Source organism: Streptococcus sp. Marseille-Q8145 (genome assembly GCF_965112035.1).
In genome coordinates, this window is the sequence record NZ_CBCOPQ010000004.1 from 81,607 (window position 1) to 95,049 (window position 13,443).

The 13,443-nt window shown below is 42.9% G+C and carries 17 protein-coding genes; 14 read left to right on the forward strand and 3 right to left on the reverse strand.

Features of this window, described 5'->3' with window-relative positions; all coding sequences use genetic code 11:
- The first annotated feature begins 106 nt into the window (after nucleotides 1–106).
- The 8 genes from gltX (at nucleotide 107) to rpmH (ending at nucleotide 6,511) form a co-directional block, all read left to right on the forward strand.
- Nucleotides 107–1,564, forward strand: coding sequence for a glutamate--tRNA ligase (gltX, locus tag ACWPVL_RS08690; protein ID WP_454388318.1), 1,458 nt, complete (start codon nucleotides 107–109; stop codon nucleotides 1,562–1,564).
- A gap of 97 nt (nucleotides 1,565–1,661) precedes the next feature.
- Nucleotides 1,662–2,303: a DUF6287 domain-containing protein gene (locus ACWPVL_RS08695; protein WP_454388320.1), complete on the forward strand. Its 642-nt coding sequence runs from the start codon at nucleotides 1,662–1,664 to the stop codon at nucleotides 2,301–2,303.
- A gap of 328 nt (nucleotides 2,304–2,631) precedes the next feature.
- On the forward strand, nucleotides 2,632–2,991 hold the full coding sequence (gene rnpA, locus ACWPVL_RS08700; RefSeq protein ID WP_454388322.1) for a ribonuclease P protein component: 360 nt from the start codon (nucleotides 2,632–2,634) through the stop codon (nucleotides 2,989–2,991).
- Nucleotides 2,975–3,790, forward strand: coding sequence for a YidC/Oxa1 family membrane protein insertase (locus ACWPVL_RS08705; RefSeq protein ID WP_125370919.1), 816 nt, complete (start codon nucleotides 2,975–2,977; stop codon nucleotides 3,788–3,790). Before rnpA ends, ACWPVL_RS08705 begins: the two co-directional genes overlap by 17 nt.
- An 18-nt stretch (nucleotides 3,791–3,808) precedes the next feature.
- Nucleotides 3,809–4,819, forward strand: coding sequence for an RNA-binding cell elongation regulator Jag/EloR (gene jag / locus ACWPVL_RS08710; RefSeq protein WP_454388325.1), 1,011 nt, complete (start codon nucleotides 3,809–3,811; stop codon nucleotides 4,817–4,819).
- A gap of 56 nt (nucleotides 4,820–4,875) precedes the next feature.
- Complete coding sequence (locus tag ACWPVL_RS08715) at nucleotides 4,876–5,583, forward strand: hypothetical protein (protein ID WP_454388327.1); 708 nt, start codon at nucleotides 4,876–4,878, stop codon at nucleotides 5,581–5,583.
- Nucleotides 5,584–5,604: 21 nt separating this feature from the next.
- A complete protein-coding gene (locus ACWPVL_RS08720; RefSeq protein ID WP_454388329.1) occupies nucleotides 5,605–6,237 on the forward strand; it encodes an HI_0552 family protein in 633 nt (210 codons plus the stop codon).
- Nucleotides 6,238–6,376: 139 nt separating this feature from the next.
- The gene (gene rpmH / locus ACWPVL_RS08725; RefSeq protein WP_000831905.1) at nucleotides 6,377–6,511 is read left to right on the forward strand and encodes a 50S ribosomal protein L34; all 135 of its coding nucleotides are present in this window, start codon (nucleotides 6,377–6,379) and stop codon (nucleotides 6,509–6,511) included.
- Nucleotides 6,512–6,933: 422 nt separating this feature from the next.
- Here the strand turns inward: rpmH and ACWPVL_RS08730 are convergent, their stop codons facing one another.
- Genes ACWPVL_RS08730 through ACWPVL_RS08740 form a run of 3 tightly spaced genes read right to left on the reverse strand, consistent with a single transcriptional unit; the run spans nucleotide 6,934 to nucleotide 9,058 of the window.
- The gene (locus tag ACWPVL_RS08730) at nucleotides 6,934–8,352 is read right to left on the reverse strand and encodes a DUF4153 domain-containing protein (RefSeq protein WP_454388331.1); all 1,419 of its coding nucleotides are present in this window, start codon (nucleotides 8,350–8,352) and stop codon (nucleotides 6,934–6,936) included.
- A 2-nt stretch (nucleotides 8,353–8,354) separates the two neighbouring features.
- A complete protein-coding gene (locus ACWPVL_RS08735) occupies nucleotides 8,355–8,573 on the reverse strand; it encodes a helix-turn-helix domain-containing protein (protein ID WP_005591644.1) in 219 nt (72 codons plus the stop codon).
- 8 nt (nucleotides 8,574–8,581) lie between these two features.
- Nucleotides 8,582–9,058 (reverse strand): DUF2975 domain-containing protein, encoded by a 477-nt coding sequence (locus ACWPVL_RS08740; RefSeq protein WP_454388333.1) that lies wholly within the window; start codon nucleotides 9,056–9,058, stop codon nucleotides 8,582–8,584.
- A 234-nt stretch (nucleotides 9,059–9,292) separates the two neighbouring features.
- Between ACWPVL_RS08740 and ACWPVL_RS08745 the strand changes: the two genes are divergently transcribed.
- The 6 genes from ACWPVL_RS08745 to rsmA all read left to right on the forward strand — a co-directional run bounded on the left by ACWPVL_RS08745 (nucleotide 9,293) and on the right by rsmA (nucleotide 13,431).
- On the forward strand, nucleotides 9,293–10,075 hold the full coding sequence (locus ACWPVL_RS08745) for a TatD family hydrolase (RefSeq protein WP_454388335.1): 783 nt from the start codon (nucleotides 9,293–9,295) through the stop codon (nucleotides 10,073–10,075).
- Between the two features lie 10 nt (nucleotides 10,076–10,085).
- Nucleotides 10,086–10,559 (forward strand): hypothetical protein, encoded by a 474-nt coding sequence (locus ACWPVL_RS08750; RefSeq protein WP_454388337.1) that lies wholly within the window; start codon nucleotides 10,086–10,088, stop codon nucleotides 10,557–10,559.
- Between the two features lie 14 nt (nucleotides 10,560–10,573).
- Nucleotides 10,574–11,143 (forward strand): ribonuclease M5, encoded by a 570-nt coding sequence (gene rnmV / locus ACWPVL_RS08755; protein WP_454388339.1) that lies wholly within the window; start codon nucleotides 10,574–10,576, stop codon nucleotides 11,141–11,143.
- A gap of 11 nt (nucleotides 11,144–11,154) precedes the next feature.
- On the forward strand, nucleotides 11,155–12,009 hold the full coding sequence (locus ACWPVL_RS08760; protein WP_454388341.1) for an SDR family NAD(P)-dependent oxidoreductase: 855 nt from the start codon (nucleotides 11,155–11,157) through the stop codon (nucleotides 12,007–12,009).
- Between the two features lie 217 nt (nucleotides 12,010–12,226).
- Nucleotides 12,227–12,562, forward strand: coding sequence for a hypothetical protein (locus ACWPVL_RS08765; RefSeq protein WP_454388343.1), 336 nt, complete (start codon nucleotides 12,227–12,229; stop codon nucleotides 12,560–12,562).
- A complete protein-coding gene (gene rsmA, locus ACWPVL_RS08770; RefSeq protein ID WP_454388345.1) occupies nucleotides 12,559–13,431 on the forward strand; it encodes a 16S rRNA (adenine(1518)-N(6)/adenine(1519)-N(6))-dimethyltransferase RsmA in 873 nt (290 codons plus the stop codon). The genes ACWPVL_RS08765 and rsmA overlap by 4 nt, the downstream gene beginning before the upstream one ends.
- Nucleotides 13,432–13,443: the final 12 nt, after the last annotated feature.

A 13,443-nucleotide genomic window follows, 5' to 3' on the forward strand; every position in this document is an offset into this window, starting at 1 on the left:
AATCATACGATTCAGCGGATTCTGGGTCGAGAATGTGATATAATAACGTTTGAATACGAAAGCAGGGGCAAGACACTCCTGCTATTCCCAAATAGGAGATCGAAAATTGACAAAAGATATTCGAGTGCGTTATGCACCAAGTCCAACGGGACTTTTACACATCGGAAATGCGCGTACTGCGCTCTTTAACTACCTTTACGCACGCCATCATGGTGGAACTTTTATCATCCGTATCGAAGATACAGACCGCAAACGCCATGTCGAAGATGGTGAGCGTTCACAGCTTGAAAACCTCCGTTGGTTGGGCATGGACTGGGATGAAAGTCCAGAAACTCATGAGAACTACCGCCAGTCAGAGCGTTTGGAATTGTATCAGAAATACATCGACCAACTGCTAGCTGAAGACAAGGCCTACAAATCTTACGTTACAGAAGAAGAATTGGCTGCTGAGCGCGAGCGCCAAGAAGCAGCTGGTGAAACACCTCGCTACATCAACGAATACCTTGGCATGAGCGAAGATGAAAAAGCGGCTTACATCGCAGAGCGTGAAGCAGCAGGTATCATTCCAACGGTTCGTCTGGCTGTCAATGAAGCTGGTATCTACAAGTGGACGGACATGGTCAAGGGCGACATCGAGTTTGAAGGTGGCAATATTGGTGGTGACTGGGTGATCCAAAAGAAAGATGGTTACCCAACTTACAACTTTGCCGTTGTCATCGATGATCACGACATGCAAATTTCCCATGTTATTCGTGGAGACGACCACATTGCCAACACTCCAAAACAGCTTATGGTTTATGAAGCGCTTGGTTGGGAAGCACCAGAGTTTGGTCACATGACCCTGATTATCAACTCTGAGACTGGTAAAAAGTTGTCAAAACGCGATACCAATACCCTCCAGTTCATCGAGGATTATCGTAAAAAAGGCTACCTACCAGAAGCAGTCTTTAACTTCATCGCTCTTCTTGGTTGGAATCCTGGTGGCGAGCATGAAATCTTCTCTCGTCAAGAATTGATTGAGCTCTTTGATGAAAATCGCCTCAGCAAGTCTCCAGCTGCCTTTGACCAGAAAAAGATGGACTGGATGAGCAATGAGTACATCAAGAATGCAGATTTTGAGACAATCTTTGCTATGGCCAAACCATTTTTGGAAGAAGCAGGACGCTTGACTGACAAGGCTGAGAAATTGGTTGAGCTCTACAAACCACAAATGAAGTCAGTGGATGAAATCGTTCCATTGACAGATCTTTTCTTCTCAGATTTCCCAGAATTGACGGAAGCAGAGAAAGAAGTGATGGCCGGCGAAACAGTTCCAGTCGTTTTGGAAGCTTTCAAAGCAAAACTGGAAGCAATGACAGATGAAGAATTTGTGACAGAAAACATCTTCCCACAAATCAAAGCAGTCCAAAAAGAAACAGGTATCAAGGGTAAAAACCTCTTTATGCCAATCCGTATCGCTGTTTCTGGTGAAATGCACGGTCCAGAATTGCCAGATACCATCTATCTATTAGGCCGTGAAAAATCCATCCAGCATATCGACAATATGTTGAAAAAAATTCAATAAGATAAGCCAGCTTTCGAGCTGGTTTTTGCTTTCTAAAAAGCTGTATTTATGTTACAATAATGTTACAAGAACAGGAAAATATTGCGAGGTGCTAAAGATGAAAAAATGGATGATTCGCTTGGCTGGAACTCTGGTGGCATCGTCTGTGTTAGTGGCCTGCGGTCAAAAGAAAGAAAAACCGACATCACCTTCTAGCAGTTCCAAAGTTAGCTCGACCTCGACCAGCTCAGCTTCTTCCAAAAAGTCTGAGACGAGCAAAAGTTCGACAGAGCTGTCTACTGAAGTAAGTAGTTCGGACACTTCTATCTCTAGCAGTCAGGAGCCTTCGGAGCCAGCAACTAAGGAGTCTTCTGCCAAGTTAGAAAGCAAGGGGGAAAGAGAGCCTGCCGCAACCTCTAATTTAGATATGCAGGCCATTGCTTCTGGGGACTTTTCTAGCATGGCTGGTACTTGGTGGGATGCCAATGGCGTCACTTATACCTTTGATGCCAAGGGACTTGTGTCAGATGTTGCCAAGTTGGAGCTGGTTTACGCTGGTCTGGATGAAAATGGAATTTATCGTACAAATATTCGTTGGCATAATCTTACAGGTGCTGCCTTATCTATTATTCCAGCAGGGAAAAAGTTGCCAGCTGGAGAGACTGTTAGCGGGCAGGATCCGACTGATAGCAGTCGAGATCGCTTCATTATTGCCCAAGGTATCTCAGAGCACCCAGACGTTTTTTACCGTGTAAAATGAGAGTGGGACAGAAATCGGTAATTCGTTAGAATTCGGTTTCGTCGTCCCACCTCCGCACAGTTGAGTAGGGCTATAAAAGCTGATGCAGTCAGCGTAATAGAGTCCACTCAACCACTGCGTCTTGCTCGATAATCCAAATACAATTGAGAGGCTAGGACTTTTGTCCCGGACTCTTTTTTGGAGCTGTACTGCCGATCTCTTCTTTCCGAACAGCTTCTTTCATTCGGTAAAACTATTCAAAAAGAGGGCTCGTCTCGCACCTAGCCCTTATTGGCTTTTTGGGAAAATATGGTATAATAGAGTTAATTTTGGTGGATGGAGTTGAGTTTTGAGAAAAAACTATCGCGTCAAGAGCGAAAAAGATTTCAAGGCGATTTTTAAAGCTGGGCAGAATTTTGCCAATCGAAAGTTTGTCGTTTATAAATTAGAAAAAGAACAGCGTCATTTTCGAGTGGGGATTTCAGTCAGTAAAAAGCTGGGCAATGCAGTTGTCCGCAATAGTATCAAAAGAAAGATTCGTCATGTCTTGATCCAGCATCGGGCGGACTTGACCAAGGATGACTTTGTTGTTATTGCCCGCAAGGGAGTTGAAACTTTGGACTACCACCAAGTGGAACAAAATTTATTGCATGTCTTGAAAGTTGCAAGAATTTATCAGGAAGGATTTATTTGTGAAAAAGAAGAGTAAAATAGGATTTCTTTTAGTGGCTTCGCTGCTCATTCTGACGGCTTGTGGCACCAGCGAAGTGACCGCTAATTCAAGTGATTTTTGGGAGAAATTAGTCTATTTCTTTGCGGAGATGATTCAATTCTTGTCCTTTAATGGAAGTACAGGGATCGGGATTATTCTTTTTACGTTGATTATTCGGACAGTCTTGTTGCCAGTCTTTCAATTTCAGACGACCTCATCTAGAAAGATGCAGGAAGTTCAGCCTCATATCAAGAAACTTCAGGAAAAATATCCGGGCAAGGATATGGATAGTAAGACTGCTTTAGCAGAAGAAACCAGCAAGCTTTATAAAGAAATGGGAGTCAATCCCTATGCTGCATTCCTTCCGCTCTTTATCCAAATGCCAGTGCTTGTAGCACTTTTTCAAGCTCTGACACGGGTTGAATTTTTGAAAACAGGTCACTTCCTCTGGCTCAATCTAGGAACAACAGATCCGACCTTTATCCTACCTATTCTCGCTGCTCTCTTTACTTTCTTTAGCACTTGGCTATCCAATAAAGCCTTGCCAGAAAAAAATGGTGGGACGGCAGTGATGACCTACCTGATGCCGGTATTGATTTTCTTCTTTGCGGTGTATGCAGCCAGCGGGGTCGCTCTTTACTGGACAGTTTCTAACGCCTATCAAGTCGGTCAGACCTTGCTTTTGAGCAATCCTTTTAAGATTATTGCTGAACGTGAAGCAAAGGCAAAGGCGGAGCGCCAATTGGAAATGAAGAAAAAACGTGCCCTTCAAAAAGCACAGAAAAAGAAAAAGTAAAAAGGAGGACCCTTGCAGATGGTTATTTTTACAGGAGCAAGTGTTGAAGAAGCGATTCAAAATGGACTAAAAACGCTGGATATCCCACGAATGAGAGCACATATTACCGTTGTTTCGCGTGAAAAGAAAGGTTTTCTCGGTTTGTTTGGCAAGAAACCTGCGCAGGTAGATGTGGAGCCGATTGCTGAAACGACTGTGGCCAAGGCCAACCAACAGGCGGTAAAAGGAGTTCCTGAGGAAATCAATGCACAAAACGAGCCGGTACAGAGTGTTAGTGAAGCAACAGTCGACTTAGGGCGAGTGGTGACGGCTATCAAGAAGGCCGAAGACGAAGGTGAAGCTGTTTCAGAAAAAGTCAAGGCTGAAATTCTAAAAAATGATAAAGATGCCAGTACCATTCTGGAAGAAACAGGTGCAATTGATTTCTTAAAGACCAGTCAATCGGTTGATGAAGCACAGACTCTGAAAGATTCAGAGGAAGATAGCTCTTTATCAGAAGTGGTACCTAGTCAGCAAGAGACAGCTGAGTCGTCCTTCTTTGACTTGGGAATCCAGGTTGAGGATGATTGTGATATTGAGGAAGTTGTCGCAAGTGTGACCACATATGTGCAAAAGATTGTGGATGAAATGGATGTTGAAGCGACTCTTTCTAGTAGCCACAATCGCCGAACAATCAATATGCAAATTGATACCAATGAGCCAGGACGCGTGATTGGTTACCACGGTAAAGTCTTGAAAGCCTTGCAGCTGTTGGCTCAGAATTATCTTTACAATCAATATTCTAAGAGCTTCTACATTTCTATCAATGTAAATGACTATGTGGAGCATCGTGCAGAAGTTTTGCAAAGCTATGCGCAAAAATTGGCTCAGCGTGCTCTAGAAGACCGTCGCAGCCAGCATACGGATCCTATGTCTAATAGTGAGCGTAAAATCATCCACCGGATCATCTCAAGAATTGATGGTGTGACTAGCTATTCAGAAGGCGATGAGCCTAACCGCTACGTTGTTGTAGATATTGATTCGGAATAAATCTTAACCAGCTGCTCAGCTGGTTTTTTATACTATATAAATGACGGGAGATATTTATGAAAAAACGAGCTATTCTTGTGTTGCTTACTTTCTTTATGCTGGTAGGCTGCAGTCAAGGGATTAATAATCAGTCGGATGTTTCTTCATCAACTACAGAGAGGACAGAGGCGTCGGCCAAGGGGAAAAAGACTTCGGAAAGTAAAGAAAGCGTATCAAGTTCTTCTAATCAAGAGACAAACTCGTCGATGGAGACGGCAGACAAGCTGAGGAAAGATGAGCTTTCATATTCTTCAACCCTTGAGAAATTACAGGCTGATCAGTCTGAGGGACATGCTAAATTATATGCATTTTATGATATTGATCAGAATGGGACACCAGAATTGTTGACAGGGCATATGTCTACGAATGGAGATTATTATTTGGCGGCTATTTATTACTTGAATCAAGGAGTTTCGACTTATTTAGCGCAATCGAAGGTTGCTCAGGTGGGTGGAAGTAGAGAAGGCGCTACTATATACACAGATGGAACAGTATTCTACGCTCGTTGGCATGCATTGCGCCCAGAGGCTGAGGGTTATATGTATAGATTAAGAAGTGATAATACAGGCTTCGATATAGAAAAAGAGGGAGAATTTCATATCCTTGGGGTAGAGTCGAATGATGAACGCAGTGCAGATTCTGTTTTTGGTCTGAGTTCAAAAACTCCTTTAGACCTAGCAACTTTAACTTGGAAGGATATTTCCTCCTACTCGCGAGACTACTAATAGAAGAAAGGAGAAAATTCTATGTCACTTTTTCCAGCTATTGAGTCATTTTTGACTGTTCAAGGAAGTAAATACATTTCACCAGATAAGGCAGGGGATCTGCGAGAGACAATGTTGGATTTGAAAACTAGAGGTCAGGCTGCTCGGCAAGAGTTTGCGAACTTGGTTCGGGACTTTCAGGCTCTCTATCCTAAGCTGAGTCTGGAGCGGACCAGCAATTGGCTGAATCAGGCTCAGATTTTACGCCCACACTTTTGGAATTATCTAAGAGGCTATGGGGAAATCACAGAGCCCATGTTCGCTCTGCGCTTGTATGGAACTGCAGAAGATTTTGGAGTGTCGCTGGAGGTGAGCTTTATGGAGCGTAAGAAAGACGAGCACAGCCTCAGCAAGCAAAATCGGGTACTGAATCTGCCCATTCAACCGCCAGCTTACTATTTTGCCCAGATAGACGGCCAGAGTCAACGCTTCGAGGCTACTGAGGTAAATAGGCAGTATTTAAGTCAGGAGGTGGCTACAGGATTAGTCCGCAAGGTTTTGATCAAATATGATGTCAATCTTTCCGAGGCCGCAAGTAAGCAGGAAGTTCTGTCGGAGCTTGAGCAGGCTATGACTGCCTTGATTCCCTTCTATGAAGCGACACGATTTGAATGATTTCGTTTCCAAAAAGAAACAATTCGTCCAATACTATTGACAAACAAGAGAGAATCAGATAGAATGGTAAAGTATGTTTAGTAACTGATCACTTTATAGCCGGCTAAACGAATACAAAATCTATGAGGAGGTATTCATCGTGAAACGTACTTATCAACCAAGTAAACTTCGTCGTGCGCGCAAACACGGATTCCGTAACCGTATGTCAACTAAAAACGGTCGTCGCGTATTGGCAGCTCGTCGTCGTAAAGGACGCAAAGTTTTGGCTGCATAATCCAAACGATTACCATAAAGAAACCAGTGGAGACTCGAGACCGCTGGTTTTTCTATTGCTCTTGATAAAATAGATTTCTATGGTTTAAGGGTGGCTAGTATTGCTATGAAGGAGTCCGTGCAGAATAGGAACTTTACATGAAATGGAAGGTAAACGGGCTAGTCTAGGTGGTTTCTAGGTGTATCTTATCTAGTTTGAATAAAAGAAAAGAGAGTGGGACAGAAATCGGTAATTCGTTAGAATTCGATTTCGTCGTCCCACCTCCGCACAGTTGAGTAGGGTTGTAAAAGCTGATGAAATCAGCGTAGTAGAGCCCACTCAACCCCTGCGCCTTGCTCGACAATCCAAAGATAATTGAGAGGCTAGAACTTTTGTCCCAGCCTCTTTTTGATAATTATATTGGCATGTAAGTACGCTCTCTATCAAGCAGCTAAGAGCAGAGGATAGAGATAGCAGAGCAGCGTGAAACTAATAAGGGCGTAGAAGATACCGATTCGGATCGCTTGGATGGGCTTGTAGAAACGAATTAGGGTCAGGATACACCAGACCAGTAGAACAAGGATAAACCAAGCTGAAATCAGGCGCAATGGTGTTGGACCATAAAGATAGATATAGATGCCAAAGAGTTTCCAGCCGGCAAGCAAGGCCAGTAAAAAGGCGAAAATAAAGAGGATAGTGCTGGCTAGTCGAGTGCCTTTCTGGTCCCAGAGAGGTTTTTGGGCCAGTAAATAAAAGGCGGCTAGGACAGCGAAATTTAGAAGTGATACACGAACGAGTTGCCAGAAGCCGGCAACAGCAACGGTTGAGGCATTTTGTGGAGAAATAGTTTGGAGGCTAGTGCCAGCACTAAGGAGTTCGCTTAATTCTCCTAAACCAACGAAGAAAAAGAGAGCGTAGGTCAGGCAGAGGCTGCCGATGATGATATAGGCTGTAAAAGCAGGAAACATTCGCAGTGGCTGAATTTTATTTTGGAAGCTTTGATAGGTAACTTTGATATCTTTTTGATTCAGTAAGCTGCCAACAATCAGACTGTAGAGATAGAGGCCGATAGGTAGGGCCAAGAAGAGGCGAAGAGCGATGGCGTCTGTATCAAGATTTGAAAAGATCAAGTCAAAGAAAAGATGCAAGGCATCAGCTGTATCGCTAAAGAAAAGAGCAAATCGATCAGAGACTTGACTGAGTTGTGACCAAACGAAGAAGACCAGCATACCAGCAATGAGAAGGCTACTTGCGATCATCGTACTTTGGAGTGCTTTTTTAGAAGAATCGCTGTCTTCAGTAGTTGCATCTGAAGCCTTATCACTTAGAGCAAAGACCTGAAGACCAGCGAAAAAGTTTCTAAAAGGTAGAATCACAAAGGCCTGAATGCTATCGTACCAAACCATGATTCCCAAGCGGCCTTGATTGAGCCAACCCGTCCGCGATAGGATATAAAAAGAAAAGGAGATGTGGAGAGCCAAAGTCTGAAAAATTTCTAATTGTGGGTGAAAGCCCCAGATACTGAGAGCCAGTGCCTGAGTCAGGCTGAGAATCAGGAAAAGCTTGGACTCGAGCCCAGTAGAAGCATCCTTTTCGATTTGAGGCAAGCTTGTCGGCATTTTTCTTACTAACCACTCGGTCAGGCTAATCAAACCGATCGCAATAGGAAAAAAGTAAATAGTTTTGTTACCGTCGATGGCAACTGTATAAAAGTAGGCTAAAAAATAGAGAATGAGAGAGCTGATTCTAAAATTCTTCAGTTCCTTTGTGTTTAAAGCTGTGAAGATGTTTTTTCGTTCTTGGTCTTTTTCAAAAGGAAGGTAGGGTTGCCCCGTCATCTGTTCTTGTGATGGTGTTTCCATGTTTATTCCTCCTCGGTTTCATCTGTGATATATTCAAGAATATCGCCGGGTTGGCAGTCCAATTCCCGACAAAGGGCATTAAGTGTTGAAAAGCGTATTGCCTTGGCTCGGTTATTTTTCAAGATGGACAAGTTGGCAGGGGTGAGGTCAATCAATTCTGCTAAGCGTCCAGCACTAATCCGTTTTTGAGCCATGACAAGGTCTAAATTTATTTGAATCATAGTCCCTCCTAAATCGTGTAGTCTACTTCTTCTTGCAGCTCAATGGCCTTGCCAAAAGCATTGCGGATAACCCGAATAATCAAGGTTAAAATGCAGCAAGAAACGGCTACGAGGAGCATGGGCATATAGACTGTCAAGCCCATAAAGAAAGAAATGAGGGCGACCATTCCAACTTCCCAGCCCAGATAGCGCATATACTGTACATTTTGTCTGATAAAGACCTGGTTTTTCCCGATGCGGCTGAGGAGCCGATAGAGATGCACGATACAGGTCAGAGCCAGGCAGCCCAAGACATAGCCTAGGAGCAACAGTATCCAATAGCGACTTTCTCCTTGAAAGAAAGGAGAGGGAAATTCGATGATCAAGCTGACCACCCAAGGTCCGATGGCTATCAGGACAATGGAAGCCATAAATAAAATGCTGAGGCTGATTTTTGTAAGCACAATGCTTATATCTTCAGCTGTTTTTTGTCTTGTCTTTGACATGGATTCCTCCAAATAATTTCTATTTTTATTTACTATATCACAAAATATATCGATAATCAATAACAAAATATCGAAAAATAATAAAAAATTATCAAAAAACAGTAAAATCGCTCTTGATAGGCAATAGAGGATCGATAAATACTTGCTGGAGTAGATGGAAAGAAAGTAAAGCTCTTGCCCCTTTATCTGACTTTTTTGGTATAATGAAAGGCAGGAAATACGAGGAAGTAAAGCATGAAGATTTTTGATACACACACGCATTTAAATGTGGAAGAATTTGCTGGTCGAGAGGCAGAAGAGCTCCAGCTAGCTGCAGAAATGGGCGTCCGCAATATGAATGTTGTCGGTTTTGACCGGCCGACCATTGAGCGCGCCTTGGAGTTGGCCGACAATTATGAGCAGATTTATGCTACGATTGGCTGGCATCCGACTGAGGCTGGGACTTATGATGAGTCAGTGGAAGCCTATCTGCTAGACAAGCTTGATCATCCAAAAGTGGTGGCTCTGGGTGAGATTGGTCTGGATTATCACTGGATGACAGCGCCCAAGGAAGTACAAGAGCAGGTTTTTCGTCGTCAGATTCAGCTGTCTAAGGATTTAAATTTGCCTTTTGTGGTCCACACTCGTGATGCGCTAGAAGACACTTATGAGATTATCAAGAGTGAGGGTGTAGGCCCTCGGGGCGGTATCATGCACTCTTATTCAGGTTCTTTGGAAATGGCGGAGCGCTTTATCGAGTTGGGGATGATGATTTCCTTTTCTGGAGTCGTCACCTTTAAAAAAGCGACGGATATTCAAGAAGCTGCGCAGAACCTGCCTTTGGACAAAATCCTCGTCGAGACGGATGCGCCTTACTTAGCACCTGTTCCCAAACGTGGCCGAGAAAACAAAACAGCCTATACCCGCTATGTGGTGGAGAAAATTGCGGAGCTGCGTGGGCTGACTGTCGAAGAAGTAGCGCAAGCGACCTATGAAAATGCAAAGAAGGTGTTTAGGCTGAGAGACATAGATGAATAGGAGGGAACAATTGTCTGACATACAAAGTAATGATAGATATTATTTTAGAGGTATTTCCGAAGACATGTTGGCAAAGATTAATAAAACATCAACTATTGCCTTCAATGACTTGCTTCAAGAAATGAATTTATGTGAGATTTTGATTTCTCCTCTCACTTTTGAATTACTTGGATACAGTTTGAAAAATCTGCCAGATACAATCTGCCTCTTAAATGAATTAGGAGAAATCAATTATGAAGATAATCTAATATCAGAAAAAAATTTGCTGAATTTTTTCAAATATTTAATCATCAATGTTCCTGAATTAGAGGTACGATTTCAGAAATTATGTCAAAAAATTAAAGAGAGGCAGCCGCTTATTTATTCTTTAAAAGAGGAAAATGGGGAACTCTTGTTTTTGGAATCAGGTGCCGTGACTGGCAGTGTTCGCTTGTTGGTTTTTCCAGAAGAAATCGTTCTTTTAACTTTGTCAGGTTATGATTAAAATGGAGTACGATAGTGATAAATAGAATAAAAATTTCCCAAGTTATCGTGGTTGAAGGTCGCGATGATACGGCCAATCTCAAGCGTTACTTTGACGTGGAAACATATGAGACACGAGGTTCCGCAATAAATGACCAGGATATAGAACGCATTCAGCGCCTGCATGATTTGCATGGAGTTATTGTCTTTACAGATCCTGATTTCAACGGCGAGCGGATTCGCCGTCTGATTATGACGAAAATTCCCACTGTCCAACATGCCTTCCTCAAGCGTGACGAAGCAGCTCCCAAGTCCAAGACTAAAGGGTGCTCGCTAGGTATTGAGCACGCTAGTTTTGAAGACTTAAAGACAGCCCTCGCTGGGGTAACCAGCCATTTTGAGTCAAGCAGTGATTTTGATGTAACAAAGAATGACCTCATGCGGCTGGGATTGCTCCTAGGAAGCGACAGCCGTCAGCGCCGAGAGTATCTAGGTGAGCAACTCCGTATCGGCTATTCCAATGGCAAACAGCTGCTCAAGCGGTTGGAATTGTTTGGGGTGACCTTAGCGGAAGTGGAAGAAGCCATGCTCAAATATTCAGTCTAACGGAGTCAGAAATGAAAAAAGTAATTATTACAGGCGGCAATAGTGGTATTGGCTACCAAGCTGCTAAACAGTTAGCTGAAAAAGAGTGGTCAGTGACCCTATTTTGCCGGCGAAAAGAAGCAGTTGAGCAAGCCTGTGAGAAAATCCGTCAACAAACAGGAAATCCGCATGTAGATTACATCTTGGTTGATTTATCTGATATGAAGAGCGTCAGGAAAGCAGTAGAACAGTACATCCAAAAAGAACAGACTTTAGATGTTTTCATTAACAATGCGGCCGATTTTGACTTATCAATCAAAAAGCCGATTCTGACTAAAGACGGTTTGGAGAAGCAGTTTGCAACCAATGTGGTAGCTCCCTTCTTGCTTTCTACCTTGTTGAGAGGCTTGTTGGAAAAGTCAGAAAGTGGTCGGATTATTAATATTTCTTCCCAAGGACTGGTGCTTTATCCTTTCATGAAGCTTGATTTTGAAAATTTATCCGACCAAAAACATTACAGTCCTGCTAAGACCTATTATCAGAATAAACTGGCCTTGTTGATGCTGTCGCTTTATATGCGGAAACATTGGGAAGGTGTCAAGGTTCAGGCTATCCGTGTAACCAATGTCAAAGTAGATATGCGCCGCTACGATCACCTCAGCGCTTTTATGAAAAATCTGTATAAAATTAAGTCAAGATTTTCGATAAATCCTGAAGAAATGGCGAAAGTCTATATTGCTTTATCTACAGAAGATGGATATGACGGTTTTTTGTATGACGAGAAATGCAGGGAAGTAAAAGCAAATAGATCTGCTTACGAAGAAGAGGAGCAAGCAAGACTCTATTACTTACTTGAACAACTGACCTTTTCAAGAGACAATCTATAAAGATTTAGAAAAATAAATTTTTATGCTTACTTCAATAGTGGAAGGAAATTCAGATATCTAAATCTGTTTGGAGTGATCTTGGCAGAAGTGGAAGAAGCTATGAAATCTTATGATAATAGTTGAGCAGACCTCAAAATGCATGGAGAATGTGTTACAATAGAGGTACTTAGATTTATTTTGATAGCGTTCAAATAGAAACTTATAAGGAGAGAGCAAAATGAAAATCCGAGTTGATAGAGATTCTGTGTGTATGGGGGACGATGTACTGCCTCATGAGGTGGAATTTGAGATTCCTGAAGATATGACGGTGAAAGAATTTTTTGACTTTCTAGAAATGGAACGTTACCTACCTTCTGTCCAAGGGAATAATGTTGCCTGGGAACTTCGTAATAGAAACGGGGAACACGGAGTTTATTTCACCAAAACACGAGAAATCATTCATCCAGATGCACTCCTAAAAGATATGGTGGAAGGATTTGATGGAACACCCTTATTTGTTTTGCTCTATCATTATACTCCAGAAGCTTACTATAATAGAAAAGAGAAAACATGAGAATTGCAGATTATAGTGTGACCCGTGCCATTCTGGAGCGTCACGGTTTCACCTTTAAAAAATCTTTCGGTCAGAATTTCCTGACGGATACCAACATCCTCCAGAAGATCGTGGATACGGCTGAGATTGACAAAAAGGTCAATATCATCGAGATTGGTCCTGGTATTGGGGCTTTAACAGAGTTTTTGGCGGAAAGTGCCGCCGAGGTCATGGCCTTTGAGATTGATGATCGTCTGGTTCCGATTTTGGCGGATACTCTCCGCGATTTTGACAATGTGACGGTGGTCAATCAGGATATTCTCAAGGTTGATCTGGCTCAGTACATAGCAGAGTTTAAGAATCCAGACCTGCCTATCAAGGTGGTGGCGAATCTTCCCTACTACATCACGACGCCGATTCTCATGCATTTGATTGAGAGCGGGATTCCTTTTAGTGAGTTTGTCGTGATGATGCAGAGAGAAGTGGCGGATCGGATTTCGGCTCAGCCAAATACCAAGGCTTACGGCAGTTTGTCGATTGCGGTCCAGTATTACATGACGGCCAAGGTTGCTTTCATTGTGCCGCGGACAGTCTTTGTGCCAGCACCAAATGTGGATTCGGCCATTCTCAAGATGGTACGTAGAGACCAGCCAGCAGTTGAAGTCCAAGACGAGAAATTCTTTTTCAAGGTTTCCAAGGTTAGCTTTGTCCACCGTCGCAAGACGCTCTGGAACAATCTGACCAGTCATTTTGGAAAGTCTGAGGAGACCAAGGCTAAGCTAACAGCTGCTTTAGAGCAAGCTGAATTGTCTCCAAGTGTCAGGGGAGAAGCCTTGACTTTGGCAGATTTTGCCCGTCTGGCAGATGCCTTGAAGGAACAAGGATTATAAGATGATGAAAAC

Coding starts and splice junctions, on each gene's coding strand:
- ACWPVL_RS08720 (WP_454388329.1), top strand. CDS start 5,605: ATGTCACTTTTTCCAGCTATTGAGTCATTTTTGACTGTTCAAGGAAGT.
- ACWPVL_RS08735 (WP_005591644.1), bottom strand. CDS start 8,573: ATGATTCAAATAAATTTAGACCTTGTCATGGCTCAAAAACGGATTAGT.
- rsmA (WP_454388345.1), top strand. CDS start 12,559: ATGAGAATTGCAGATTATAGTGTGACCCGTGCCATTCTGGAGCGTCAC.
- jag (WP_454388325.1), top strand. CDS start 3,809: ATGGTTATTTTTACAGGAGCAAGTGTTGAAGAAGCGATTCAAAATGGA.
- ACWPVL_RS08715 (WP_454388327.1), top strand. CDS start 4,876: ATGAAAAAACGAGCTATTCTTGTGTTGCTTACTTTCTTTATGCTGGTA.
- ACWPVL_RS08760 (WP_454388341.1), top strand. CDS start 11,155: ATGAAAAAAGTAATTATTACAGGCGGCAATAGTGGTATTGGCTACCAA.
- ACWPVL_RS08765 (WP_454388343.1), top strand. CDS start 12,227: ATGAAAATCCGAGTTGATAGAGATTCTGTGTGTATGGGGGACGATGTA.
- ACWPVL_RS08730 (WP_454388331.1), bottom strand. CDS start 8,352: ATGGAAACACCATCACAAGAACAGATGACGGGGCAACCCTACCTTCCT.
- ACWPVL_RS08695 (WP_454388320.1), top strand. CDS start 1,662: ATGAAAAAATGGATGATTCGCTTGGCTGGAACTCTGGTGGCATCGTCT.
- ACWPVL_RS08745 (WP_454388335.1), top strand. CDS start 9,293: ATGAAGATTTTTGATACACACACGCATTTAAATGTGGAAGAATTTGCT.
- ACWPVL_RS08740 (WP_454388333.1), bottom strand. CDS start 9,058: ATGTCAAAGACAAGACAAAAAACAGCTGAAGATATAAGCATTGTGCTT.